The organism is Leptospirillum ferrooxidans C2-3, assembly GCF_000284315.1.
GTDB lineage: Bacteria > Nitrospirota > Leptospirillia > Leptospirillales > Leptospirillaceae > Leptospirillum > Leptospirillum ferrooxidans.
In genome coordinates, this window is the sequence record NC_017094.1 from 1,149,681 (window position 1) to 1,174,136 (window position 24,456).

Annotated in this window: 25 protein-coding genes; 19 read left to right on the forward strand and 6 right to left on the reverse strand. The window is 51.7% G+C overall.

Going from position 1 to position 24,456, the window contains the following annotated elements; all coding sequences use genetic code 11:
• Nucleotides 1–24 precede the first annotated feature (24 nt).
• From LFE_RS05860 to LFE_RS05875, 4 genes are read left to right on the forward strand one after another with little or no spacing between them, the layout of a single operon-like run.
• Entirely contained in the window at nucleotides 25–1,227 is a 1,203-nt protein-coding gene (locus tag LFE_RS05860; RefSeq protein ID WP_014449318.1) for a bifunctional 3,4-dihydroxy-2-butanone-4-phosphate synthase/GTP cyclohydrolase II, read from the forward strand.
• 8 nt (nucleotides 1,228–1,235) lie between these two features.
• Nucleotides 1,236–1,724 (forward strand): 6,7-dimethyl-8-ribityllumazine synthase, encoded by a 489-nt coding sequence (gene ribH, locus LFE_RS05865; protein WP_014449319.1) that lies wholly within the window; start codon nucleotides 1,236–1,238, stop codon nucleotides 1,722–1,724.
• On the forward strand, nucleotides 1,721–2,224 hold the full coding sequence (gene nusB, locus LFE_RS13045) for a transcription antitermination factor NusB (RefSeq protein ID WP_050989492.1): 504 nt from the start codon (nucleotides 1,721–1,723) through the stop codon (nucleotides 2,222–2,224). The genes ribH and nusB overlap by 4 nt, the downstream gene beginning before the upstream one ends.
• A gap of 3 nt (nucleotides 2,225–2,227) precedes the next feature.
• Nucleotides 2,228–2,785: a hypothetical protein gene (locus tag LFE_RS05875; protein ID WP_014449321.1), complete on the forward strand. Its 558-nt coding sequence runs from the start codon at nucleotides 2,228–2,230 to the stop codon at nucleotides 2,783–2,785.
• A 155-nt stretch (nucleotides 2,786–2,940) separates the two neighbouring features.
• Here the strand turns inward: LFE_RS05875 and LFE_RS13050 are convergent, their stop codons facing one another.
• Complete coding sequence (locus LFE_RS13050) at nucleotides 2,941–4,188, reverse strand: GGDEF domain-containing protein (protein WP_014449322.1); 1,248 nt, start codon at nucleotides 4,186–4,188, stop codon at nucleotides 2,941–2,943.
• Nucleotides 4,189–4,559: 371 nt separating this feature from the next.
• Between LFE_RS13050 and purB the strand changes: the two genes are divergently transcribed.
• From purB to LFE_RS05920, 8 genes are all read left to right on the forward strand, one after another.
• Nucleotides 4,560–5,891: an adenylosuccinate lyase gene (gene purB, locus LFE_RS05885; protein WP_014449323.1), complete on the forward strand. Its 1,332-nt coding sequence runs from the start codon at nucleotides 4,560–4,562 to the stop codon at nucleotides 5,889–5,891.
• A gap of 45 nt (nucleotides 5,892–5,936) precedes the next feature.
• The gene (gene purC / locus LFE_RS05890) at nucleotides 5,937–6,650 is read left to right on the forward strand and encodes a phosphoribosylaminoimidazolesuccinocarboxamide synthase (protein ID WP_014449324.1); all 714 of its coding nucleotides are present in this window, start codon (nucleotides 5,937–5,939) and stop codon (nucleotides 6,648–6,650) included.
• Complete coding sequence (purS, locus tag LFE_RS05895) at nucleotides 6,643–6,951, forward strand: phosphoribosylformylglycinamidine synthase subunit PurS (RefSeq protein ID WP_014449325.1); 309 nt, start codon at nucleotides 6,643–6,645, stop codon at nucleotides 6,949–6,951. The genes purC and purS overlap by 8 nt, the downstream gene beginning before the upstream one ends.
• A 48-nt stretch (nucleotides 6,952–6,999) precedes the next feature.
• Nucleotides 7,000–8,322, forward strand: a complete 1,323-nt coding sequence (locus LFE_RS13905) for a hypothetical protein (RefSeq protein ID WP_148272565.1) — start codon at nucleotides 7,000–7,002, stop codon at nucleotides 8,320–8,322.
• Nucleotides 8,319–9,236, forward strand: coding sequence for an isoaspartyl peptidase/L-asparaginase family protein (locus tag LFE_RS13055; protein ID WP_014449327.1), 918 nt, complete (start codon nucleotides 8,319–8,321; stop codon nucleotides 9,234–9,236). Before LFE_RS13905 ends, LFE_RS13055 begins: the two co-directional genes overlap by 4 nt.
• Before the next feature lie 223 nt (nucleotides 9,237–9,459).
• Nucleotides 9,460–9,708 carry a hypothetical protein gene (locus LFE_RS05910; RefSeq protein WP_014449328.1) on the forward strand — a complete coding sequence of 83 codons (249 nt, stop codon included), beginning with the start codon at nucleotides 9,460–9,462 and terminating at the stop codon, nucleotides 9,706–9,708.
• Nucleotides 9,695–9,994, forward strand: a complete 300-nt coding sequence (locus LFE_RS05915) for a nucleotidyltransferase family protein (RefSeq protein ID WP_014449329.1) — start codon at nucleotides 9,695–9,697, stop codon at nucleotides 9,992–9,994. Before LFE_RS05910 ends, LFE_RS05915 begins: the two co-directional genes overlap by 14 nt.
• Nucleotides 9,991–10,470: a hypothetical protein gene (locus LFE_RS05920; RefSeq protein WP_014449330.1), complete on the forward strand. Its 480-nt coding sequence runs from the start codon at nucleotides 9,991–9,993 to the stop codon at nucleotides 10,468–10,470. The genes LFE_RS05915 and LFE_RS05920 overlap by 4 nt, the downstream gene beginning before the upstream one ends.
• Before the next feature lie 22 nt (nucleotides 10,471–10,492).
• On the opposite strand, the gene LFE_RS05925 is transcribed toward LFE_RS05920, so the two are convergent.
• A complete protein-coding gene (locus LFE_RS05925; protein WP_014449331.1) occupies nucleotides 10,493–11,503 on the reverse strand; it encodes a DMT family transporter in 1,011 nt (336 codons plus the stop codon).
• A 200-nt stretch (nucleotides 11,504–11,703) separates the two neighbouring features.
• Between LFE_RS05925 and LFE_RS05930 the strand changes: the two genes are divergently transcribed.
• Nucleotides 11,704–12,627 (forward strand): ketopantoate reductase family protein, encoded by a 924-nt coding sequence (locus LFE_RS05930; RefSeq protein ID WP_014449332.1) that lies wholly within the window; start codon nucleotides 11,704–11,706, stop codon nucleotides 12,625–12,627.
• Nucleotides 12,628–12,723: 96 nt separating this feature from the next.
• Here the strand turns inward: LFE_RS05930 and hpnR are convergent, their stop codons facing one another.
• On the reverse strand, nucleotides 12,724–14,268 hold the full coding sequence (gene hpnR / locus LFE_RS05935) for a hopanoid C-3 methylase HpnR (protein WP_014449333.1): 1,545 nt from the start codon (nucleotides 14,266–14,268) through the stop codon (nucleotides 12,724–12,726).
• A 274-nt stretch (nucleotides 14,269–14,542) separates the two neighbouring features.
• Here hpnR and LFE_RS05940 point away from each other — a divergent pair, with 274 nt between their 5' ends.
• From LFE_RS05940 to LFE_RS05960, 5 genes are all read left to right on the forward strand, one after another.
• On the forward strand, nucleotides 14,543–15,163 hold the full coding sequence (locus LFE_RS05940) for a Slp family lipoprotein (RefSeq protein ID WP_014449334.1): 621 nt from the start codon (nucleotides 14,543–14,545) through the stop codon (nucleotides 15,161–15,163).
• 132 nt (nucleotides 15,164–15,295) lie between these two features.
• Nucleotides 15,296–17,758, forward strand: a complete 2,463-nt coding sequence (locus LFE_RS05945; RefSeq protein WP_014449335.1) for a glycogen/starch/alpha-glucan phosphorylase — start codon at nucleotides 15,296–15,298, stop codon at nucleotides 17,756–17,758.
• A gap of 34 nt (nucleotides 17,759–17,792) precedes the next feature.
• Nucleotides 17,793–18,497 (forward strand): SDR family NAD(P)-dependent oxidoreductase, encoded by a 705-nt coding sequence (locus LFE_RS05950; protein WP_014449336.1) that lies wholly within the window; start codon nucleotides 17,793–17,795, stop codon nucleotides 18,495–18,497.
• A 14-nt stretch (nucleotides 18,498–18,511) separates the two neighbouring features.
• Nucleotides 18,512–18,979 carry a GNAT family N-acetyltransferase gene (locus LFE_RS05955; RefSeq protein ID WP_014449337.1) on the forward strand — a complete coding sequence of 156 codons (468 nt, stop codon included), beginning with the start codon at nucleotides 18,512–18,514 and terminating at the stop codon, nucleotides 18,977–18,979.
• 122 nt (nucleotides 18,980–19,101) lie between these two features.
• Nucleotides 19,102–20,634, forward strand: coding sequence for an EAL domain-containing protein (locus LFE_RS05960; protein ID WP_014449338.1), 1,533 nt, complete (start codon nucleotides 19,102–19,104; stop codon nucleotides 20,632–20,634).
• Between the two features lie 36 nt (nucleotides 20,635–20,670).
• Here the strand turns inward: LFE_RS05960 and LFE_RS05965 are convergent, their stop codons facing one another.
• From LFE_RS05965 to LFE_RS05980, 3 genes are all read right to left on the reverse strand, one after another.
• A complete protein-coding gene (locus LFE_RS05965) occupies nucleotides 20,671–21,414 on the reverse strand; it encodes an SDR family NAD(P)-dependent oxidoreductase (RefSeq protein ID WP_014449339.1) in 744 nt (247 codons plus the stop codon).
• Nucleotides 21,415–22,212: 798 nt separating this feature from the next.
• Nucleotides 22,213–22,998 carry a slipin family protein gene (locus LFE_RS05975; protein WP_014449340.1) on the reverse strand — a complete coding sequence of 262 codons (786 nt, stop codon included), beginning with the start codon at nucleotides 22,996–22,998 and terminating at the stop codon, nucleotides 22,213–22,215.
• Nucleotides 22,986–24,248, reverse strand: a complete 1,263-nt coding sequence (locus LFE_RS05980; protein WP_014449341.1) for an NfeD family protein — start codon at nucleotides 24,246–24,248, stop codon at nucleotides 22,986–22,988. Before LFE_RS05980 ends, LFE_RS05975 begins: the two co-directional genes overlap by 13 nt.
• On the opposite strand from LFE_RS05980, the gene LFE_RS14355 reads away from it, so the two are divergent.
• Nucleotides 24,247–24,432, forward strand: a complete 186-nt coding sequence (locus tag LFE_RS14355) for a hypothetical protein (RefSeq protein WP_014449342.1) — start codon at nucleotides 24,247–24,249, stop codon at nucleotides 24,430–24,432. The two genes, LFE_RS05980 and LFE_RS14355, sit on opposite strands and share 2 nt — an antisense overlap.
• Nucleotides 24,433–24,456 lie beyond the last annotated feature (24 nt).

The window sequence follows — 24,456 nt, forward strand, 5'->3', positions numbered from 1 at the left end:
CATTGGAAACAAGGAGGATAATCGTTGCCAACGATTTCTATTGAGGAAGCGATTGACCATATTAAACATGGCCGGATGATTATTCTGAGTGATGACGAGGATCGCGAGAATGAAGGCGATTTTGTCATTGCAGCCGAGTTTGTGACACCTGAAGCGATCAATTTTATGGCAAAATATGGTCGTGGGCTGATTTGTGTCACCCTGACACAGGAAAAAGCGGAAAAACTTCATCTCGATCCGATGGCGGCAGTGAACGAAGCCACTTACGGTACGGACTTTACCATCAGTGTCGATGCGCGAGAGGGCATTTCCACGGGGATTTCCGCTTATGACCGCTCCCTCACCATCCAGAAGATCGCCAATCCGGATGCACTTCCGACCGATCTTGTTCGCCCCGGACATATCTTTCCGATCCGGGCCAAGGAAGGCGGGGTTCTCAAACGGGCCGGACAGACCGAGGGATCAGTGGATCTCGCGCGTCTTGCCGGCGTGATCCCTGTCGGTGTCATTTGCGAGATCTTGAATGAAGACGGGACAATGGCACGATTCCCGGATCTTGAAATCGTCTCAAAGGAACATAATATTCCGATTGCCACAGTGCGCGATCTGATTGCCTATCGGGTTCGTCAGGAAAAACTGGTGTGCCAGGTGGCCGAAGCCGATCTTCCTACCGAGTATGGGCATTTCCGTGCGGTGGTTTTTGAGGACATGGTCGATCAGGGACCCCACTTCGCATTGGTGAAAGGGATTATTGATCCCGAAAAACCCATCCTTGTACGGGTGCATTCAAGCTGTCTCACCGGGGATATCTTTCACTCTCTCAGATGTGATTGTGGTCCCCAGCTCCAGGAGTCTCTCCGAATGATCGAGGCGGAGGGGAACGGGATCCTCCTGTATATGAATCAGGAGGGCCGTGGAATTGGTCTTGCCAACAAGATCAAGGCCTATAAACTCCAGGAGCAGGGGTACGACACCGTCGAGGCCAACATCAAGCTTGGATTCAAGGACGATCTCAGGGATTACGGGATCGGTGCGCAGATCCTCCATATCCTGGGGGTGAAAAAGCTTCGCCTGATCACGAACAACCCGAGAAAAATTGTCGGTATCGCAGGTTACGGTCTTGAGGTCGTCTCAAGGGTTCCGCTCGAAATTGCTCCCAGGGAGAAAAACCGGGGCTATCTCACGACCAAAAGGGATAAACTGGGCCATCTGCTGAGCCAACTTTAGGAGGTCAATTGAATCTAGTCCGTCATTTGCCAAACGTCCCGACAAGGGATGGCTCCAGCAGGATCCTTGTTGTTGTTTCGGATTTCAACAGCATTGTTACCGACCGTCTTCTGGAGGGCTGCCTTTCTGAGCTTGAACAGAAAGGTGGAGAGAACCTGATCGTGGATCTTTACCGGGTTCCGGGAGCCATGGAAATCCCCTACATCCTTTCTGTGGTTCTTTCCGAAAAACGGCATGTTGCGGCGATCGCTTTGGGATGTGTCATTCGTGGGGAAACAGGACATTATGATGCCGTTGTTTCAGGTGTCACCTCAGGGATCATGAATCAGTCCCAGATCCACCATGTTCCCGTTATCTTTGGTGTCTTGACGACGAATACCCTCATGGAGGCACTCGACAGGGTCGGGGGCAAATCAGGCCACAAGGGTGTTGATGCCGCCAGTTGTGCTCTTTTTATGGCAGGACTTTCCCATACCTTCGGATCGGCCACCCATTGACGGAGAATGGCGAAAAAAAACAGTCAAAATCGATGGGCCGATCCAGGAGAAATGCGCTGAGGGAAGCCAGGGTGATGGTTCTGGAGGCTCTTTTTTCGAGAGAGTACGGTGAAGGGACGCACCTCTCCCCCAAAGAGGTTTTTCCGGCAAAAGATGATCTGGATCCCAAAAGTCGGGAATTTCGGGACAGACTCCTTATGGGCATCCAGGAAAATCAGCCGGTTCTGGATAGTCTGATTGCTGATACCGCTTCTGGATGGACGATCGACCGAATGGCCAAGGTGGAACGCAATATCTTGAGGATAGGGACTTACGAGATCTTGCATGAAGAGACTATTCCTTTCAGGGTCAGCATTGATGAGGCTCTGGAAATGGCTCACCAGTACTGCGAACCGGAAGCGATCCCGTTCATCAATGGCATTCTTCACAGGATCGGCATGGAGCATAGCGCTGAAAAAGCCATGGCTCCCGTTCCGCAACGGGAAGACCCCGGTTCCTGACAGATGGAAGGGGAGTCTCCGGATCATCAGAAAGGCCCTTCTTTTCTTCCGGTGGCTGAATCAGCCCTTTTGGCCAATCATGGAGAGATTCCACTTCCAACACTGACCTCTCTTTTTTCTTCTGACGCTCCCCTGTGGATTTCCTTTTTTCCCCGAGGTGATCGGAAACTTTCCGGATTCCTCTCCTGGCTGGATATCTGGCACAGCGGGATGATTTCCCGAGGGCTGTCCCCTCATATGAAGGGGGTCAAGCCATATCCGGAATCGTTTCTTTTTTATCCCATCGATACGCCGGTCCCCAACGGCATCCTGATTATTCCCTTTGAAAAGGGAAAGGCTGGGGATCGTCTTCCGTTCCTTCCGGACACTTTGATGGGGCTTTCCGTCAATAATGTCATTATCGACGGAAGATCCCTTCCTCCAGAAGTCCTGTCGACGTTTCCAGAGGTTTCAGTCCTTGCCACTCCTGATTTGAAAATCACCATAAGAGTCGGAAAAAAAGAGGATTATCCAAAAACAATCCTCCGGCCATGCGGCTCTGAAGCAGCTCTTTTTCCATGACCCCGAGAGGCATCTCTCCCGCAGTTTCCAGTCTTTCCGAAAAAAATACTTGAGCTTTCTGGCGGAATCCTTTTTCTCTCCGTTCGGTATCTCGAAAGGAATCATCCCCGGACCGGAAGACTGCCTGTAGCCTGTTTTTGAATCTCATTATCCCTTCAAGAGAGGACAACCCTGTTTCGTCCGGATTCCTTGGCGATGTACAGCGCCTTGTCGGCAGAGGTCATGATGGTTTCAAGGTCGGGGGATTCCGGAAAGAAGGACACTCCGACACTTGCCGATAGAATGATGGTTGCAACAGGGGAAAGAACGAGAGGCTCCCGGATCGCCTCCCTGATTTCATCAAGTCTGCTCCATGCATCTTCTTTGGGAAGATTGGGGCAAATCAGCAGAAATTCCTCTCCGCCCCAACGGCCAAACCAGTCCGTTTTCCGGATCGATTGCTGGATTTTCAAGACAACGTGTTGCAATGCCCTGTCTCCGGCAGGATGTCCATATTGGTCATTGACCTTCTTGAAAAAGTCGACATCGAAAATCGCCACCGACAATGGTGCCCCTGACCGTCCGGAGAGTTCGACCTCCCGCTTTAAAACCCCCATGATGGCATGCCGGGCGAGGATTCCCGTGAGAAAATCATTATGAATATTGGTCATGGACTCTTTTAAGATCCGGATCTCGCGTATTTGGAAAAGGGAGGGGAGGATGGGAGGTGCCGAGGGAGAGTGCTCCTGATAACTCTCCAGGTAGTCTGTGACATCATGCATGGGGCTTCCCACCTGACGGAGGACATTTCTCCATCCAAGACCCATGAACAATAAACCGGATACGGTTGTTAACCAATAAAGGATCGTATCCCAATACTCCAGTCTGGACTGATGAGCCTCAACCCTCAAGAGTTCAGAGGAAATGGTTCCTCTTGCTTTTTGAATTTGGGATAAAAAAGTCGACAGGCGATCCTGAACACCCAAAAGACAATTGTGCAGATCCGGTCCCTTATTGACTTTGCATGTGTTCAGATCGTCCATTTCTTTCACCCATTTCTGAACAAGGTGATTTTGTGCGCGGTCTCCATTGGCTTCAAAACTCTTCAGCAACATAAAAATCAGATGGAATTCTCCCGAAATCTTCTGGAGATTCCTCTGGTTCATTGGGCTCTGCTCTGGAGCTGATAAATGATCCATAGTCCGGCCAACTCTTTCCCTCAATAGAGAGAGACTGGAATCAAGGCCCGATACCTGGCTACGGATTTCGGCCAAAGTTTCAATCTGGGCTACCAGATGCGTTTTTTGTCTGGAAATCGTGGTATGAATAGCAAGGCCAACAAGGTGAAAAGCGATCGTTCCCGCAAAGGTAATGGCGACAAAAGTCCGAAAGGGAAGTTCAATGGGAAAAGGGGTTCTTTTCATAAAGCGTTTCCGATCAATGAGGTTTTTCTGGCCGAGGCCAGGGATATTCTGGTTGGTTTGAGGATATTTCGAGGAGAATACTCTCAAAATCCATGAAAGTCTTTGGTCCCTTTCAGTGATTCTGAGAGAATTTTTTCGCCAAGCCTTTTTGATCTTTTCCGGGGTACTTTCTTTTCAGACCCTAAAAGAGCGAATTCTCAGCCATTCCTGTTTTTCTTGTAATCTTTGGGGCTTTTATGGGAAATTGGGGAGAGATATTCTGGAACAACTTTTGGGTTCGGTCCCCTGTTTGAAGGTGGCGATTTGAGGAAGATATTTGGTTTCGGGAGGATGATCCTCTGGAAAAGCATTTTTTCAAAAAAGGATAAAGAATGATAGACCGTTATACCCGTCCCGTCATGAGGGCCATTTTTGATGTCGACCATCGTCTTGAAGTCATGTTCCATGTAGAGAAGGTTTCGGCAAAGGTCCTGGCGGAAAAGGGGATTATCGACCAGCAGAAGGTCTCGGAGCTTTTAGGGGCGAAGGTTCGTCTCGATCCAAAACGGATGGATGAGATCGAGCAAACGACGCGCCATGACATCATCAGTTTTCTCACGATGATATCGGAACAGCTTCCGGAAGGAGCCCGCTCCATTCTTCATTACGGAATGACCTCCCAGGATCTGATCGATACGGCAGGAGCCCTCGTCTACCTGGAGGCGATCGACCAGATCCAGCATTCTCTTGATGCGTTCAAGTCCATTCTCAAGGAGCAGGCCCTTGCCCATAAAAACACCTTGATGGTTGGGAGAACTCATGGTATCCATGGCGAGCCAATCGTTTTCGGTGTCAAGTTCCTGTCCTGGTATGCCGAAATGGAGAGGCATTCCGAGCGTCTCTCTCATGCGAGAAGGACCATGTCAGTTGGAAAAATGTCCGGAGCCATGGGAACTGCGGTTCACATTTCTCCTTCTCTGGAAACCGCCATTCTTTCCGATCTTTCCTTAAAACCGGAATCGATGGCGACCCAGGTTGTTGCAAGGGACCGCCATGCCGAGCTTTTTTCAACGCTGGCCCTGATCGGTTCCGGGCTTGAACGGATTGCAGTCGAGATACGCCATCTGCAGAGAACGGAGGTGCGGGAGGCGGAAGAGCCTTTCAGACCTGGCCAGAAAGGCTCTTCCGCCATGCCCCACAAGAGAAACCCCATTGGATCGGAAAATATTACCGGTCTTGCAAGGCTTCTTCGCTCCTATTCCCAGGCGGCTTTTGAAAATGTTGCCCTCTGGCATGAACGCGATATCAGCCATTCCTCGGTTGAGCGGGTGATCGGTCCGGATGCGTTTGGGCTTCTGGATTATATGCTTGTCCGGCTTGGCGGCATCTTGAAGGATCTCATCATCTATCCGGAAAGAATGAAGCAGAACCTCGAGATGACCAGAGGGCTCGTTTATTCCCAGTCGGTGCTTCTTGCCCTGACCCGGGCAGGGCTTCCTCGTGAAACAGCCTATAAGATTGTTCAGGATGCGGCTATGCAAACCTGGTCAGGAACCAATGACCTTCTGACCAATCTGAAAATTCATGTTGATATGCCTGCATCCTTTCCCGAGAGTGAACTTCTGGCCGCATTTGACCCCGCTCCATTTTTGTCAGGGCTTGATGAGATCTATGACCGGGTACTGGGAGAGCATCACCATCATTCCGGGAATGAAGGTTGTTGATTGTGCTCGGAAGAGTGTTCCATAAAACGGCAATAGGAGGAAATCGTGTCCGTCGGGGATAAGATTTATGAAGGAAAAGCGAAAATATTGAGAGAAACGGAAGATCCCTTGGTCGTCATTCAGGATTTCAAGGACGATGCGACCGCATTCAACGCTTTGAAAAAAGGTACCATTCGGGGAAAAGGGAAGATCAACTGCACATTATCAACCTACTTTTTCTCCTATCTTTCAAGACATGGCATTCCGACTCATTTCCTCTCCCAGGAATCCGAACATGTCATGAAAATCAAAAGACTCCAAATGATTCCCCTTGAAGTGGTCATGAGGAATATCGTGGCCGGCTCCCTTGCCAAGAGGACGGGACTTCCGGAAGGTCAGCCCCTTCCCAAGCCTGTCCTGGAGTGGTATTACAAAAGGGATGATTTGGGAGATCCCATCGTCAACAGGGATCACATCCGCATGATGGGGCTCGCCTCCGATAATGTCCTTCGTTCCGTCGAAAGTCTTGCCCGAAGGATCAATGATCTTCTGGCGGCGCATCTCCTCGAAAAAGGGATCCTCCTTGTGGATATGAAGCTTGAATTCGGAACGGACTCCAAAGGTGTGGTGTTGCTGGGAGACGAGATCAGCGGGGATACCTGCCGGTTTTGGGATTCCACGACAAAGGAGAAGATGGACAAGGACCGCTTCAGGCAGGATTTGGGGCAGGTTGAGGAGTTTTATCAGGAAGTGTTCAGGAGAGTAACCGGCCATGACTAACACCCAAGTGACACCCGTAAAACTGAAAATGACCATTCTGGTCCGCATCCGTCCCGGAATCCTCGATCCCCAGGGACAGGCTGTCTGCCAGGCTCTCCATGATTCCGGAGCCAATGAGGTTGAATCGGTCCGGATCGGCAAGATTATCGAGGTGATCATCGAAGACAAACCGTTTGAAGACTTTGCACAGGTGGCAAAGTCGTTTTGCGAATCCCTTCTGGTGAACCCTTTGACAGAAGAATTTGAGATCCTCTCGATCGTTCCTGCACCAACATCTTCCTCAAGGACAGGATCCCGATAGGTGGCTGCCCCCGGGAAGTTGCATTTTTGGCCGGGGCGTCTCGTACTCATGTGTCTTTTTTTTGCCGCTTCGATTTTTTTGGTTCTCCTGTTTTCCATGCTTTTGACGGAAAACAGGCAGATGAGCAAGGCCAGGGAGCTTTCGAACGCATCTGTTGACATGATCACATCCCAGATGAAGGCCAGGGATCCGGAGATTGTTCCGGACTCTCTGGCCGCAATGGCTGAGGGGTCAGGGTCCAGGATAGTCCTTCTCGATGGCCACGGGAATCCGACCTACTCGGATACCAGGGTTTTGGACAGGATAAAGAATCTTGTCGCGGTTCCCCCCGAGTGGTACAAATCCCCACATGGACCCTTCCGTTTTCCCTGGCCTCCTTCCGATTTGCCGGAATCTCTTTCGGACTCATCGAAGAGGATGGCCGGGGACCGCCTGGTCCACAGCTTTATCGCCAATCGGGACGGGGAGCTTACACCGATCCTTCCTGATGGGGGATTTGCTCTCCGGGTCACTCCCATCCCCAACAAGCCTGCCTGTGCGACATGCCATGGATATGATGAAAACATCCTTGGACATGTGGTCGTCGTAACCCCCATCGGAGGGATTCTTTCTCCTGAAAAAACACTCTCTCTTTGGGGAATCATGCCTTTTTCCCAGATGAACCAGAAAATCCTCGCAGCTGTTTCCCTTTCGCTTTTTGGACTTTTTATGATGGCTCTTGTGTTGGTTGACAGTTCCCTGATCGGGAGAAAGATCGCCAGATCCCAGATTCAGCCATCCAAAAAGAAGCCTTCTCCGAAAACGGAGGACGGGGGGAAAAAAGGAGAGAGCGGACGTTCCAGAGTTTTTTCCACCGGAGAGGAAGGAGGTGTCCCGTCCGATAAAACAGCTGAGGAGACGACCATCGCCACCGATGAATCAGCGGATATCCTGGCCCGCATCTCTTTTGTGGAAGAGTCGCTCATGAGTGAGATTTCCCTCCTTCCCCATCCGGGAATCCAGACAAAAACGGATATCCAGCGGGGTGAACAGATCGAAAAGGCCATTTCCACCCTGACGGGGTGGTCTGACAAGGTGGAAATCCTCCTTCTGGATCTCAAGGCCAGAGGAGAAGTCCTCAACGACCCCATGGTCAATCGCTCTATCGAGAAACTGCAGCAATTGAAGGAAGAGGCTGTTGAGCTGGGGGAATCGGTTGAGGATATTGTTTCCGGACAGGCCGTGCCGTCTTTCGACAGTCTGGATGATGTCACCCGAAAATGGCTGGAATCCCTTTCCAAGCATCTTCAGAAGCTTCATGGAGAGATCAGGGCGTTAAAGGGGATGATTGCCGAGAAAACCCACCACCAGAAGCAGTCCTCTCCGGAATGACTCCCCTGATTTTGCTTCACTGTGGCCTGGGAACCCAGGAAACGCCAACCTCCCGAGAGTTCCTTGCCCGAACCCTTTTGGCGGCTAAGGGTTTTCTTCTGGAAGGAGAGAGCGCCCTTTCCATTTCCTGGATGGTGGTTTCCGAGCTTGAAAAATCCGGTCTTTTCAACGCAGGGCTTGGTGCCATCTCTCAAGATGACGGAGTGGTCAGGCGGGACGTGGGAACGATGAACGGGAAGGACCTCAAATCCCTGGGACTCATGTCTCTGGTCGCCACGCCGAGCCCCATGGATCTCCTTGTCAGGCTATACGGGCGTACCCGCCATGTCCTTCTCTCGGGAGTGATGGCCGAGAGCTGGGGCGTCAGACATCATATCTCCACTCCCGGCAAACTTTCTCTTCCCTCGGAAAAAGCCATGGCCATCTGGGATCAAAAAATGGGTAATCCCGGAGGGGGAACGGTCGGAGCGGTTGTCCGGGATATCGATGGACATGTTGCGGCAACGACATCGACCGGGGGCATGGGGGACATGTTGCCCGGGAGAATCGGTGACAGCTCCGTTCCTGGTGCCGGCTATTATGCCGATGATGAGTTGGGCGCCATCTCGATGACCGGACATGGGGAGGGGATACTGGCCATGTCGATGGGTATCCGCCTGCTGGAGGCACACCAGTCGGCAGAAAACCCCATTGTGGCCCGCAATAACTGCCAGAAAATCATGGACTCTCTGGAAAGAAGAACCTCCTATCAGGCCGGGGCCATTTTGGTGAGTCAGAAGAATGGCCCGCTTGTCCTTCATCTGGGAGACAGGATGCTGACAGGATACCTGTCGGAAAAAGAGACCCTCCTGATCAGGGATCAATGGCCCGGACAAAGTATTCCGGATCCGCTTCAAACACTTTCGGGTCCGTGATCGGGGAGCGAATCCTCTCCTTGGTTTTGAGTCAGATTCTCCCTGATCATTTCTCTTTTGGATGATTTTTCCCTTGGGTGACTGCAAATCTTCTGCACATAAGAAGATCGTCGATTGTACGATTCGCGGATGAACAGATCGTGAACGCATTCCCTTCTTGGCAGCATGGCAAGAGGGGGGAGACTTATTTTTCTGTTATCATTTCCATATGATAAGAGGACAAATGGCTGCGGACGGACAGGTCAGGTCAGGTCAGACGAGAAAGACAACGTCTTTCTCCCAAGTTCCGGAGAAACAGGAACTTCAGCTCGTGAGACCGGAAACTCCTCCGGTAGCCGCAAAGCGCTTAGTAGGGGCGGGAGAGTTCATGAGATCATCGAGTTTTACTGAGTCCCGGAAAGGCGAGAGTGTCCCGGTGATGAACCGTTCACGACAGGCCGTTATCAGGGGAAAAGAACATGCGCCTAGATGAAAAAACACGCATGATCATAAAAAATGAAGTCTTCCGGGAGCTTGGGGATAAGGCTGTCATCCATCTTTTTGGAAGCCGTGCCGATGATACCAAGCGCGGAGGGGATATCGACCTGTTGATAGAGCCTCCCGTTGCCGTACCAAATCGCATTCATGCCGAATGCCGTCTTGCGGCCGCTCTTTCAATCAAGCTTGGCGGATGCAGGGTCGATGTTCTGATCAAACACGAAACGGCTGTTCCCCCGCTCATTTATGCCCATGCGATATCGGAGGGAATGATTTTGTGAATCCCGGCAAAAATGATTTGTTTGTTTTGAGCCAACTCCAAAGATTGACGGACAAAGAGTCTCGGCACCTTTTTCGAACATTGTCGAGGCTTGAAGGAATTGTTCCAGATCTTTCCTGGGTCTCCTCCCTTGAGAACAACGATGAGCATGCTGAAATGCTGGAGGCATTTATCTCCAGATTTTCCAGATTGCAAGATACCTTGGGCGATAAACTCTTGCCAGTTCTTTTAAGAGTCAATCTTGAGAGTACCGGGACCCAGCTCGACAACCTCCAAAGAGCTGAAAAATTCGGATGGATAGAATCCGTCCAGGGCTGGATTGAACTTCGCATGTTGAGAAACCGCTTGATCCATGAATATATGGAGTCGGCCGAAGATCTCCTGGAGGCACTGCAATATGCGATGAAGGGAGGACAAGTTCTTTTTGACACACAAATCCGGATGTCTCTCTCTGTTCAAAAAATATTGAATCCATAAGGGTTCACCTGGTTCCTTCGCTTCATCCCATGGTTTTTTGAATGGCTTCTTCCGCCAATCCCTTTTCAGGTCCATCCGGAAAATCCATTTTTTCTTGAGATGCAGAACGTTTCTTCAGAGAAATCAGGATGACGCCGGCGAAGACCATGACCGAACCCAACGCTTCCTGGACAGATACCTTTTCCCCCAAAAACATCATCGCCAGAAAAAGAGTCGCCACCGGTCCGAGAAAAGACAGGATGGCTGCCCGGCTCGCCCCGATATAGGCAATTCCCTGCGACATCAAAAAAGTTGGAACAGCTGTCGAAAAGATTCCCATCAGGATCCCGAGTTCCAGGACTTTTCCGTTAATCTTGTCGACATGGAGGGATCCGATGGCCATCGACTGGATCATGATGGCCAGAGTTGCGGTGATCATGACCACAGAGGTCAGCCAGAGGGGGTTGACCCTTTTGACAAGATCCTCGACTCCAAGCAGATAGATGGCATAGAAAAGTCCGCTTCCCAGGACGAGAAGGATTCCTGTCATGCTTCCATGGGAGGGTCCTGACGTTTGATGGGTGACGATCACAATTCCCCCATAAGCCAGTCCACTGGCATAAATCTCCCGGGATCCAATCTTCCTTCTGGTAAAGATCCAGGCCAGAAAGATGACAAAGGTCGGATAAAGGAACAATACAAGACGTTCTTCCCCCGCACTGATCAGGGCAAGCCCGTCAAAGTCCAGGACGCTTGAGATATCAAACCCGAGAAGCCCGAGAAGGAGGATCCAGAGGAAATCCCGGCTCCAGAGTGCCGGTTTTTCTCCGGGTGTTTTTCGCGCAAACCAGAATATGCCAAAGAGATAGACCGGGAGAGCCGAAATCATCCTGAGTGTGAGAAGGGTATCCGGTCCGACGCCTTCCCTGTAGGCCAGTTTTGCCAAAATGCCTTTCATGGCAAAACAGATTGCCGAGATGATGACAAATACGATGCCAATATGCTGTTTTTTTAAAATGGATGCGGAGCTTGAAATCACTTCCTTTTCGGCCATTCTGATTCCTTTGGTTGCCATGGGAGGAGAGAGGCCGGTCGTTATGTCAGGTTGTAATCCTCTTTTTTCAGGTTAACACGGCCTCTTGTTTCTGGTAAAACAATGTTTCCTGTAATGAAGCCAGGATGGTTGGTCGCAAGCATTTTTCGGAAATGGTCCGATGTTGGACCGGAACCAGGACAAACAATCGAGGATGAGTGATGCGGATATTGATATTGGGAGCCGGTGGAATCGGCGGTTATCTGGGGGCGAGACTTCATGAAGCCGGGGGGGATGTGACCTTTCTGGTCCGAAGCGGTCGAAAAACGCTTCTGATGGACCGTGGTCTCAAGGTGAACAGTCCTTTTGGAGATCTTCATGTCCAGGTGAAACTTTTAACAGCGGGAGAATGCAAAGACCCCTTTGATATCGTTCTCCTCTCCTCGAAATCCTACGACCTGGATTCAGCGATCGAAGCCATCGCCCCGGCGATGGGGGATGAGAGTCTTGTCATACCCTTTTTGAACGGGTTTTCTCATCTGGAACGTCTTGATTCTGTTTTCGGCAAACAACGCGTCGGCGGAGGGGTTGCCCAGATTGCGGTTACGATGTCTCCTGAAGGGGAGATCGTTCATCTGAACAGATCACATTCTTTTACTATTGGAGCTCGGGTTCTGGAGCAAGCCGAACCGATTTTGGAATTGGGAGATCTTTTCAAATGCGCCAGGCTGGAATCGAGAGTTTCTGAAAACATCGAACAGGAGATGTGGGAGAAGTTTGTTTTCATCTCCACCCTGGCGGGAGCCACTTGCCTGATGCGGGCAGACACCGGAACGATTCTCGAAACGGATGGTGGGGAACGATTGATTCTGGGGATTTTGGGGGAATGCGAAAAGACGGCCGCAGTGAATGGCCATGGAATGCCGGAGGGGAAACTCTCGCTCTACCGGGACCAGCTATTGAAGAAAAACTCCAGGGCAACCTCTTCCATGCTCAGGGATATTGAACAGGGGAAACCAACGGAAGGGGAGCACATCATAGGGGACATGCTCAAAAGAGGTCGTCTTGGGGGTCTTGTCATGCCCTTTCTGGAGATCACAAATGGTCATCTTCAGGCATATGAACGCATGAGGATTCGCGGATAAAAGAGCGCAGTTGCACTCTTTTATCCGTTTGAGTCCGGGTTCTTATACTGGTGATCTTAAAAGTCAGGGTATGAGCATGTCATTCGGATCGATCTGTTACAGATGTTTCCCCATGCTGGTTTCATTGACAAACTCTTCAGTCGTGTCATTGAGTTCCCGCCCTTTTCTCCCGAGAGGCTCGTGGATAAAGAGAACGTTTGTCATGACGCCTTTCTCCAGGGCAGGAGGGAGCGACATTTCATACTTGACCGGCTGGGCGTGATCGGCCATTTGAAGTTTTGGATTGTAGACGCTGTTGAACTTCCAGAGCATCCTTAAAAAATTGGTTTGACCGTGAAGGAGGTGTCTTGCCACGATGGAGGCTGTTCCCTTGAGGGCTTGCCATCCAAGGTGTTTCATGTTGAGCACCTGCTGTGTTTTGACCAGTTCGGCATAGAAATCGGCAAGGGGAAGCTTTGTCGGCAATACGGCATGCTGAATGTCAAAAAGCCGGTAATCCCTGCTCTGGATTTTTCGCGATTCGGTCAGCCAGCTCTCTGTCCCCGGATAAGGGGTGTTGACGCTGATATTCACGATTTCCGGGATTTCAAGACACCATTGCCTGACGACTTCGAATCGCTTCCGGTCCCAGTTCGGGTCGGCGATCAGATTGATGGCGACGGTAATGCCAAGAGATCGGGCAAACTCAAGGGCTTCGAAGTTTTTGCCGAGGGATGTCCTTTTCCGATGCATCTTCAACCCCTCTTCATCGATCGCCTCAATCCCCATGAACATGTAACGCATTCCAAGTTCTTTCCAGAAGCGGAACACCTCCTTGTTCCGGAGAAGGACATCCCCTCTCGTTTCGAGATAGTATTCTTTCCGGATCCCTTTTTTCAGAATCGCTTCTCCGATCTCAAAGCCTGTTTTATCCTGGATAAAGGCCACGTCGTCCACGATGAAGATGCCAGGCTCGGCGATGGAAGACAGATCTTCGACCGCCCGGTCGGCGCTGACTGTCCGATAGCTTCGTCCATAAAAAGTCCAGGCGCTGCAGAATGAACAGTCCCATGGACAGCCCCTCGCAAATTCGATGGAAGCGCAGGGATCAAGCGCGCCGATGAAGTACTTTTTCCGGTGTCTCAAAAGATCTCTCGCCGGCCTCAGGTCATCGAGGCTTTCGACAAAGAGGGGAGGAGGGCCATCGCCATCTTCGGTAATGACTCCGGGAACCTTGATGACCGCGCTCCGGTCATTTTCCGCCGCGAGGAGAAGGGGAACAACCGCCGCTTCGCCCTCTCCCTTCAAGACGCAGTCGATCGCCCCCTCCGCGTGTCTGAGGAGGTCCTTGGCGACGAAGGAAGCGCTGTGGCCTCCAACAAAGACAAAAGATTCGGGACGCCTGGACTTGGCCATTTTGGAAAGGTCGACAACTTCTGGAACATTGGCCAGATAATTCAGGGAAAAAGCCACCGCATCCGGTTTCCACTGGTCGATGACCCTGTAGAGGTCCTGGTGCGTCTCGACCTGTAAATCGATCAGATAGACCTCATGGCCCGCCTTCCTGGCGGCTTGGGCAAGAAGCTCGAGCCCCAACGGCTCAAGCCGCAGATAGATTTTGGTATACATCAGGGAGCTTGGATGGACTGCGAGAAGTTTCATGAAGCCTCCTGGGGGGGTGTTAAATGGTTAAAAGAATTTTCCCGGTGAGTGATTTCATGTTTGGATGGCTTTATTAAACCACGGGACGAACCGTTTCGTCTCCTTTTTCGTCTTCAGACCGGAAATGATGGTTGTTTTCGGGCTCCGAATCAGGGGCAATCGTTTTTTTTTCCGGCCAGAGATGGTATGATTTTCGGGGTTCATTTATTTTCCTGTTGCCCCGTTCTTCATTTTATCGATCACCCAACACAACCGAACTTCCGGAGGTACGACAATGATCCACGATGTCCCTTCTTCCTCCCCCAGAAGCAAAAGAAAAAACGCCTCGTTTTTATGGGCCTTCACGGCGTTTTCTGTTTTGTCTTTTTCGGGAGGCTGCTCTTATTTCGATCCCCCGCCATTTAGTGGCAATGAAGTCAAGTGGGCGGACCGCTCGATTCTTTTCAGGGAGGTGGAACGTCATCCCCATGCGCTCGAAGGGCAGCATGTCATTCTTGGTGGTGTGATCATCAGCGTCAAGCGGGAAGGACTTCTGGGGCAGGTCGATGTCCGGGAGTACCCTCTTGGAAAGGAACTGCACCCGGATCATGACAAGCCGTCGATGGGCACCTTCGAGATCCTGACCGACGAGCCTCTTCCTGAAGACCGCTACAAGGCGGGAAGGGATGTGGAGGTCATGGGAACGGTCACCAGTCCGGTCAAGAGAAAGCTGCTTGATGGAACCGAAAAGGTTATCCCCGTCATCCGGGCACATCATATTCATGCCGCGGCTCCGCCACCACCTCCCATGCCCTATGATGAAATGATGGGTCCAATGGATGGAGGTTTCGGAGGATTTGGCGGAGGCATGTATCCTGGCATGATGCCGGGGATGGGTTTCCCGGGTTTCTTCTAGTTCTTTCGTTTCCTTCGGGAAGAGTCGCCCAAATGGCTCGGACGACTCTTCCCCCAATCGATTCAAATCCAAACCGCAACACTCGAAAAAGCGTCCGATCGTTTTCTTATCCTTTTAAACCAGGAGAATGACATGAGTGAAAAAGCATTGGGTACCCCTATCCCAGAGGAGATGATCGATTCTCTGAAACAGCTTGTCTCGGATCATCTGACTTACTCTGCAGGGAAAGACAAAATCAATGCAAAAGCCCATGACTGGTTTGTGAGTCTCTCCCATGTGGCTCGGGACAAGGTCGTAGGAGAGCTCATGAGCACCATGAGGAGCTACTATGATCAGGACGTGAAGCGCGTCTATTATTTTTCCCTCGAGTTTCTCATGGGCCGGGCCCTTTCGAACAGTCTCGACAATCTCGGCCTTCTCGATATGGCCAAACAGGCGCTAAAGGCTCTTTCGATTTCTCCGGACGATGTTTTTGAGGCGGAACCCGACGCGGGACTTGGAAATGGAGGGCTTGGACGGCTTGCCGCCTGTTTTCTGGATTCCATGGCAACTCTCGGAATTCCCGGATTCGGGTACGGAATCCGCTATGAATATGGAATGTTTTTTCAGCGCATCCAGAACGGACAGCAAGTGGAGAGTCCGGACAACTGGCTACGCTACGGAAATCCCTGGGAGTTTCCGCGGCCGGAGGTCATTTATCCGGTCAAGTTTTATGGCCGGGTCGTGGAGTATGCCGATGAAAAGGGTGTTCTCCGCTATCACTGGATGGACACGAACGATGTCATGGCCATGGCCTACGATACTCCCGTTCCCGGATACATGACCGATGCCGTGAACAACATGCGGCTCTGGTCGGCCAAGGCTTCCCACGATTTTGAGCTCTCCTACTTCAATGAGGGGAACTATATCAAGGCTGTCGAAGATAAAAATCAGTCGGAGAATATCTCAAAAGTTCTCTATCCGGACGACTCCACTCTCATGGGCCGTGAGCTGCGCCTGAAACAGCAATACTTTTTTGTCGCGGCATCCCTCCAGGACATTCTCTACCGATTCGGAAAATACCATGACAATTTCGATCATCTTCCGGAAAAGGTGGCCATACAGCTGAACGATACCCATCCCTCCATCGCCATCGTCGAACTGATGCGCATCCTTGTCGACCTGAAACACCTCGACTGGGACAGGGCCTTTTCCATTACGACAAGAACATTTGCCTACACCAACCATACCCTGATGCCGGAAGCCCTTGAAACATGGCCGGTGGAGCTTCTGGAAACGGTTCTTCCAAGGCACATGCAAATCATCTATGAGATCAACCATCGTTTTCTGAAAGAAGTCCGGGCAAGCTACCCCGGCGACAACGAGCTTCTCAGGAGAATTTCGATCATCGATGATGGACCTCCCAAAAAGGTTCGGATGGCCCATCTGGCTTTTGTGGGGAGCCACCGGGTCAACGGTGTGGCAAAAATCCACACGGATCTCATGAAGGAGACCATCTTTTCGGATCTCGAGCGGTTTTCCCCGGGGAAAATCATCAATATCACCAACGGAATCACGCCAAGAAGATGGCTCAAACAGGCCAACCCCGGTCTTTCTTCCCTGATATCCGGGAAGATCGGTCCCGGGTGGACAAAGGATCTGGCTCTTTTAAAAAAATTGATCCCCCTGGCGGAAGACGGGGATTTCAGGACTTCATTCCGGGAGGTCAAGCAACACAACAAGGAGTGTCTTGCCTCTTTCATCAAAAATACACTTCATCTGGAGGTTCCGGCCGATTCCCTGTTCGACGTCCAGATCAAGCGAATGCACGAGTACAAGCGGCAACTCCTGAACGTTCTTCATGTCGTGACCCGATATCAGGAGATCATTTCTTCCCCCGGTGGGGACCATCAGCCCAGAACGGTCATTTTCTCGGGGAAGGCGGCTCCCGGCTACCAGATGGCCAAATTGATCATCCGTCTGATCAATGACGTTGGAGAGATCGTGAACCACGACCACAGGGTCGGTTCCCGGCTGAAGGTGGTCTTTATCCCCAATTACAGCGTCTCCAATGCCGAAATGATCATTCCTGCCGCAGATCTTTCGGAGCAGATCTCAACGGCCGGAACCGAAGCCTCCGGAACCGGAAACATGAAGCTTTCCCTAAACGGCGCCCTGACGATCGGAACTCTTGACGGGGCCAATATTGAAATCGCCTCCGAAGTTGGCGAGGAGAATATTTTTATCTTCGGGATGAAAGCAGGGGAGATTCTCCATCTGAAAAAAACCGGATATCGTCCATGGGAGCATTACGAAACACAAAAGGATCTGAAGCAGGCCATCGACCTGATCGGATCCGGTTACTTTTCTCCAGACCAGCCGACCCTTTACAAGCCGATCGTGGACTCTTTGCTGTCGGCCGATCCCTTTTTTCTCCTAGCGGATTACGCATCCTACAGAAATGCTCAGCGCGCTGTTGATCTGGCTTATCGGGATCAGGACCGATGGGCCCGGTCTTCGATTCTGAATGTCGCCAATATGGGAAAATTTTCAAGTGACAGGACGATTCTCCAGTATGCGAATGAAATCTGGGGAGCCCGTCGAATTGAACGATAACTTCTGATAATGGTATGGTTTCAGGGAGGCCAAAATGCATGAAAGAACAGCGATTGTAACGGGATCGACCTCCGGGATCGGACGGGAGGTCGCCATGGGCCTTCTCGAGGAAGGCTATACGGTCCTTGTAACGGGACGGAGAGCGGCGCTTCTGGAAGACGTACTGGAAAAAGCCAGGAAAAACGATCTGAAGGCCATTTCTCATGTGGCGGATCTCTCGACGGAAGAAGGGATCCTGAGCCTGATCCGGAAGGGACAGTCGGCACTCCCCCATATCGATATCCTCGTCAACAATGCCGGTGGTCTCGTCTTCGCGCCGATTGAGAACATCACGGACAAGGACTACGAAACATTGATGTCAGTGAATCTTCGCGCTCCGTTTCTTCTCTCCCGGGCATTTCTTCCGGAGATGAAAAAAAGGGGCAGCGGACTGATTGTCAACATCTCCTCCGTTGCCGGAACAGAGGCGTGGGAAGGATCCTCCCTGTACTCCATGACCAAGTTTGCACTTCGGGGATTGACCGGGTCCCTACTGGCCGAAGGGGCTCCCCACGGGGTAAAAGCCTTTGCCATTTGTCCGGGGTATGTCGCAACTCCCATGGTTTCGGGGGCGCCCGTTCCGCTGAAGGAGATGATCCAGCCGAACGATATTCTGAAGACGATCCGTTACGTGCGGGATCTTTCCCCTTATGCCGTTTCTCCCGAGATTCTTCTGAACCGTCTGGGCGCGTTTTCATGAGGGAAGAGTTTTCGTTGACCATTGCCACGGACCGGGATGTTCCTGCTATCCTTAATCTCCAGGCAAAGGCCTTTTTGGCTCATGGAAAGATCTTTGATGTTTCTCTCTGGACAAATGAAACGCCCGGGGAACTCCTGGCCGATCTTGATCAAATGACCGTCATGCTTGCCCGATCAGCGGATGGGGAGGTTCTCGGGTCGGTCAGGGCAAGGGAGCTCGAGGGGGTCTGGATCATCCGGAAGCTTTCGGTTTCCCCCGATCATCAGAAGAGGGGAATCGGCAGGGCCCTGGTCGGAGTCATCGAAGCCTCTGCCCCGAAAACTTGCCACAAGATCTCGGTCTGCACGATGCTCAGGCTCGGGGACAATGTCCGATTTTTTCTGGACTGCGGCTACAGGCCGGACTACCTGATGGCCGGCCACTACAATCGACTCGATCTCATCTGTTTTCGAAAAAATCCAGAAAGGACCCAGAGTCGATGATGAGTCTTGTAACTCTTCCCGACAAAAATCAGAATGTTCGGCAAACCAATGATAGGTTGTTCATAGTCATGATAAGAAAATGAAACGATTGACTTTAACGTGATGAAGAATTAGATTTTATCATGGACATCCTTCTTGCAGAAACCATCATCGAAAAGACATCGGAAAGTATCATGGTCACCGATGCGAATGCCTGCATTGTTCGGGTCAACCCCTCCTTTTGCGAAACGACAGGATATCTGCCTGAAGAGGTCATCGGAAAAACACCGAGGATCCTTTCAAGCGGCAAGCATGACACCCTGTTCTACGAGGCGATGTGGGATTCGGTCCAGCAGAACGGATTCTGGAACGGGGAGATCTGCAACCGGAAAAAAAACGGGGAACTCTACCTTCAAAGAATTTCCATCAGTGCCGTTCGCAATCATAAAGGTGAAATTTTCTGGTACGTCGCGAATTTTACAAAAATCGACAAGGAGATAGCCCAGTCTCCCCAGATTGACCGGATCATGGAAGGAATCGCCAACGGGGAATTCCTTCTTCATTATCAGCCTCAGGTCGATATTTCCCGGGGGATGGTCATCGGGATGGAGGCGCTGATCCGCTGGCAACACCCGGAAGAGGGGCTGCTTTTTCCCGGCTCTTTCATGCCGTTGGTGGAAAACTCCGATCTTGCCACACCCGTCGGCAAGTTTGTCATGCACTCCGCCTTGGTGCAGGCGCGTCTCTGGAGGTCTCAGGGGCTGGACTTCAGAGTCGGAATCAATATTTCTCCGCGCCATCTGGAGAATGGCCATTTTATCGAGGATCTCATCGCCTGCCTCCAACATTTTCCTGAAGTTCCCCCCGATATGATCGATCTTGAGATCGTCGAGTCAGCCGCTCTCGAGAATCTGGACAAAGTGGTTCCCGTCATGGAGGAGGCCCTCCGGTTGGGAATACGTTTCACGCTTGACGATTTTGGAACCGGCCACTCCTCCCTGACATATCTTCAGAAATTGCCGGCAAAAACCATCAAGATCGACCAGAGTTTCGTTCGCAATATCCATGAAAATATCAATGATCTGGCTCTTGTGGAGGCGATCACCTCTCTTTCGAATACCTTCCAGCGCGAGGTGACAGCAGAAGGAGTGGAATCGCTCCAGACAGGAACCATCCTGGCCCAGATCGGATGCCACCAGATGCAGGGCTATGCCATCAGCCGGCCTATGCCGGCCGACAAGGTCGCATCATGGGTCCGGGGCTGGTCCCCCGATCCTCTTTGGCAAAAAGCGACACGCACCATCTGGACCCGCGAGGATCTTACGCTTCTTTACGCCCAGATCGATCATAGAAGATGGGTAGAGGAAGTGCGTCAGATGGTCGAGGGTTCATCGAAGATCGATCCAGAACCGGAGATGGAGACCGGGGAGTGTCGTTTTGGAAAATGGTATTACCATTCCGGGAAAAGTCGCTATTCGCATTTGGGCGGATTTTTCGAGATTGAACCCATTCATGACAGGATCCATGCTTCTTCGAGGCGCATTTTCAAGCGACTTTCCGAAGGCAATACCACCCTTGCAAAGGTTGAGTTCCAGAGACTTCTGGGGATCTCGGATCTCCTGCATGAAAAACTCGACAATCTCGCCCGTCAGGTCACAGAGAAAAGGGCTTTTTAACCTCGAGACCTGAATGTTTTGATCCACTCCCAAAAATCAGGAAGACGCCCTTGAAACCTTGTCGGCACGGGCCTGATCCCTTGGCCGGATCAGGATCTGGTCGATGTTGACATGGGGTGGCCTGAGCGCCGCCCAGACAACGGCTTCGGCGATATCCCGGGCTGAAAGGGGGGTCATTCCCTCGTAGACCTTTCTGGCTCTCGTTTCATCTCCTGAAAATCTCACGATCGAAAATTCCGTATCGACAAGACCCGGGTCGATTTCCGTGACGCGAACAGGAAGGCCAAGCCATTCGAGCCGCATGGTCTCGGTGATCGCCCGGAGAGCGTGTTTTGCCGCCGTATACCCGGCTCCCCCAAGATAGGTCTCCCATGCGGCGATAGAGCCGATATTGATGACATGGCTCCCGTCACCAGAGCGCTCCAGAAGTGGAAAGACTCCTTTTGTCATCCTGAGCGTTCCCATGACATTGGACTGGAACATCTCTACCCATTTTTCTTCATCGGCAGAGACGACCGGATCGAGCCCGAGAGCCCCGCCGGCGTTGTTGACCAGAAGATCGATCCTTTCGGGCAACCGATCCAGAAAATTCTGGACGGAATCGGAATCGGAAACATCAAGGACATATCCCTCACCGGAAATCTCCAGTGCCAGTTTCTGGAGCCGATCCACTCTCCTGGCCCCCAGAATGACGTGGTAGCCAGCTTGGGAAAGAGCTCTCGCCGTTGCTTCGCCAATGCCGGATGAAGCTCCTGTCACGATTGCGATTTTTGGACGCACACGACCCCCCTCAAAGATTCGGTTTGCAATATTATAAAGATGCTCAGGATAACCCGGGATCAAAGATGGCGTCAAAAGAGACCGGTCAAGAGCGAAGGCAAACGACCCGGCCGGATTTCCCCCTCAGGGAGAACGGAGAGAAGCTTCCATAACCTTCAAGAAAAAACTTGCGGCTGAAAAAACACGCAACTCCCAGCTAAGAACCCAAAACAGATGGGGTGCCGCCTGAAACCCCAAAAACACGCTTCAGAGGAGCCGGCCTGCGGGCGGTTCGTCCTATCACCGGCTCTCTTACGGGTTAAGGACCTTATTTGTGGAGATGCCTTCTCGGGCTATTGGCTTCCAGTTTCATGATGATAAAAGTGACGGTCATAATGGCAAACGCCAATAAAAGCCAGATGTAGTCTCTCATGACATGCCTCCTTCTCTTTGGAAGTGGACCTGTTTAGACAGTACCACCCCGAGGGGAGTTGTCAAGGTTCGGGAATTTTTCTGTGAGAGACAAGTGGACGGGCTCGGTTTTAGAGCCAATGAATTGTCCGGTATGTCCGGTCCGGAAGGAGTATGGAGACTCTTTTCAGAAGGATGTTTCCGCAAAAGTCTTTTTGCCAGAACATTTCTTGGGCCATTGATTTTTTTTCTATTCTTTAACGGGATCAGTGGCGAGTCTCCCGGGACCGAGAAGAGGGAAAGGGATTCGTCCGGGTTCGACCCGACAGTCGAAAACACCCGATTCGCTCGTCTCCGGTCTTTTCTCCGCCCTGCAACCTTTTTGGCCACCCCACGGTTGAGGGATCTTCAAGGGTCGGGAGGAAGTTTGCTCTGCCCGTCCGGTTCCGTCTTTTTCATGAATTCCCTGAACATCTCCAGCGGAAAGGGAAAGACAATGGTCGAGGTCCTGTCGCTCGCAATCTGGCTTAACGTCTGAAGATATCGGAGTTGCATGGCCTCGGGGACCTTTGACAGGATTTCGGCTGCATCCAGAAATTTTCCGGAGGCCTGAAGCTCTCCGTCTGCATAAATCACTTTGGCCCGTCTTTCCCTTTCGGCTTCCGCCTGGCGGGCAATGGCCCGGATCATGCTCTCGTCAAGGTCAACCCGCTTGATCTCGACATTTGAGACCTTGATTCCCCACGCATCGGTATGTTCGTCTAAAATCGTCTGGATATCGGCATTCAGCTGGTTTCTTGATGCCAGCATCTCATCGAGGTCATGCTGCCCCAGAACCGAACGAAGTGTGGTCTGGGAAAGCTGGTTGATCGCATTTTCATAGTTCTCAACGGCAATGATGGCCAGTTTGGGGTCCATCACCCGAAAGTAGACGACAGCGCTGACCTTGACGGAGACATTATCCTTTGAGATGACATCCTGGCTTGGAATATCCATGACGACGGTCCGAAGTCCGACCTTGACCATCTGCTGCACGACCGGCAACAGAAGGACAAGTCCAGGACCCTTGACCTTCCAGAAGCGTCCCAGAACAAAGACAACCCCTCGTTCATATTCCCTCAGCACCCTGACCGATCGTGAAAGGATGGTCAGGGCAAAACCCAAAAGAACAATGGTCGGAATCAGATTGGACATGTTTTTTCCTCCAGAATCGGCTTGACACGAAGTGTCAGCCCCGAAACATCCACGATGAGAAGCACATCTCCCTCCTTGACCGAAACGGGAGAGGTGGCCCACCAGATCTCACTGTTGACCTTGACGCGGCCTTTTCCCTGAAAATCTTCAATCGATATGCATTTTTCTCCTATCAGTGCCTTTTTTCCTGAAATCTCCGGTCGGAATCGGGATTTTACGGCAATACGGAGAACTCCCAGAAAAAAAACGGCGACAATGGCCGAAAGAAAAAGAATGAGCGGAAGGGTCGGGTGATTCTCCGACCGGGGAAGAGTGGGGCGATACAAGAAAAGGGATCCCAGAAAAAAGGACACAATGCCGGCGATTCCCAGGATCCCAAAAGCTCCGATCATCACCTCCGAAACCATGAGGAAAATGCCCAGAAGGATCAGCAGGAGACCGACCCAGCTGACAGGCAACACCATGAAGGCAAACGCTGCAAGCAGCAAGGAGACCACTCCCAGAAATCCCGGGAGGATGAATCCCGGATGGGAAAACTCGAATGCCAGCCCCAGGATTCCCAGAAGAAAGAGAACATAGGCAAGATCCGGCCGGGACAAGACCATGAGGAGCTGATCCTTGAAATCCGGGTGAAAATTCTGTATCCGGAAGGGAAGGAGGTGAAGGGTCACTGTTCTCCCATGAACCTTCACTGTTTTGCCATCAAGGTTGGCCAGAAGATGGGGAATATCGTCTGCCATCATATTGATGACATGCTCCGAAAGCGCCTCCCGGGCGGAAAGGTTGGAGGCCTGACGGACGGCCTTTTCCGCCCAGATGGCATTCCTTCCATTCATTTCCGCCAGGCTTCGGATCGAGGCAGCCGCATCGTTTTCGATTTTTCTTTCCTCGGTATCACCGGAGTTGGATCCCTTTTGGGGGGGAGCATTCTTTTGAGCCGGATTTTTTGGAGGATTGCCGGGCAAAAGGGGAAGGGAACCTCCGATCAGAATGGGAGTCGCCGAACCGACATTGGTTCCTTCTGCCATCGCCGCCAAGGGGCAGGCATAGAGGATGTAGGTCCCGGCACTGGCGGCCCGGGCACCTCCGGGGGCGACATATCCGACGACAGGGACAGGTGAGGCCAAAATATCCTGTACGATCGATCGCATGGCCCGGGAGAGGCCTCCAGGGGTGTCGATCTGGAGGATAATGAGCTCCGGTGGCGTTTTTTTGGCTTTTTCAAACCAACGGTGAAGATCGTTTGCCATGGGTGGCCCCACAGCTCCGGTCAGGGGGAAGATCCAGATCCTGGAAGCGGTCGCAGAAACTGTGGAAGGTGGCGGGGGCTGTGGCTCAGCGCCCGATTGGCCGGACAAAATGAAGCAGAATAAAAGAATGAACGAAAATACACGAAACCGGACCATCGGATGGATTCCTTCCTGCAAACCATAGGAAACGCGATAGGCTCGCCTGACC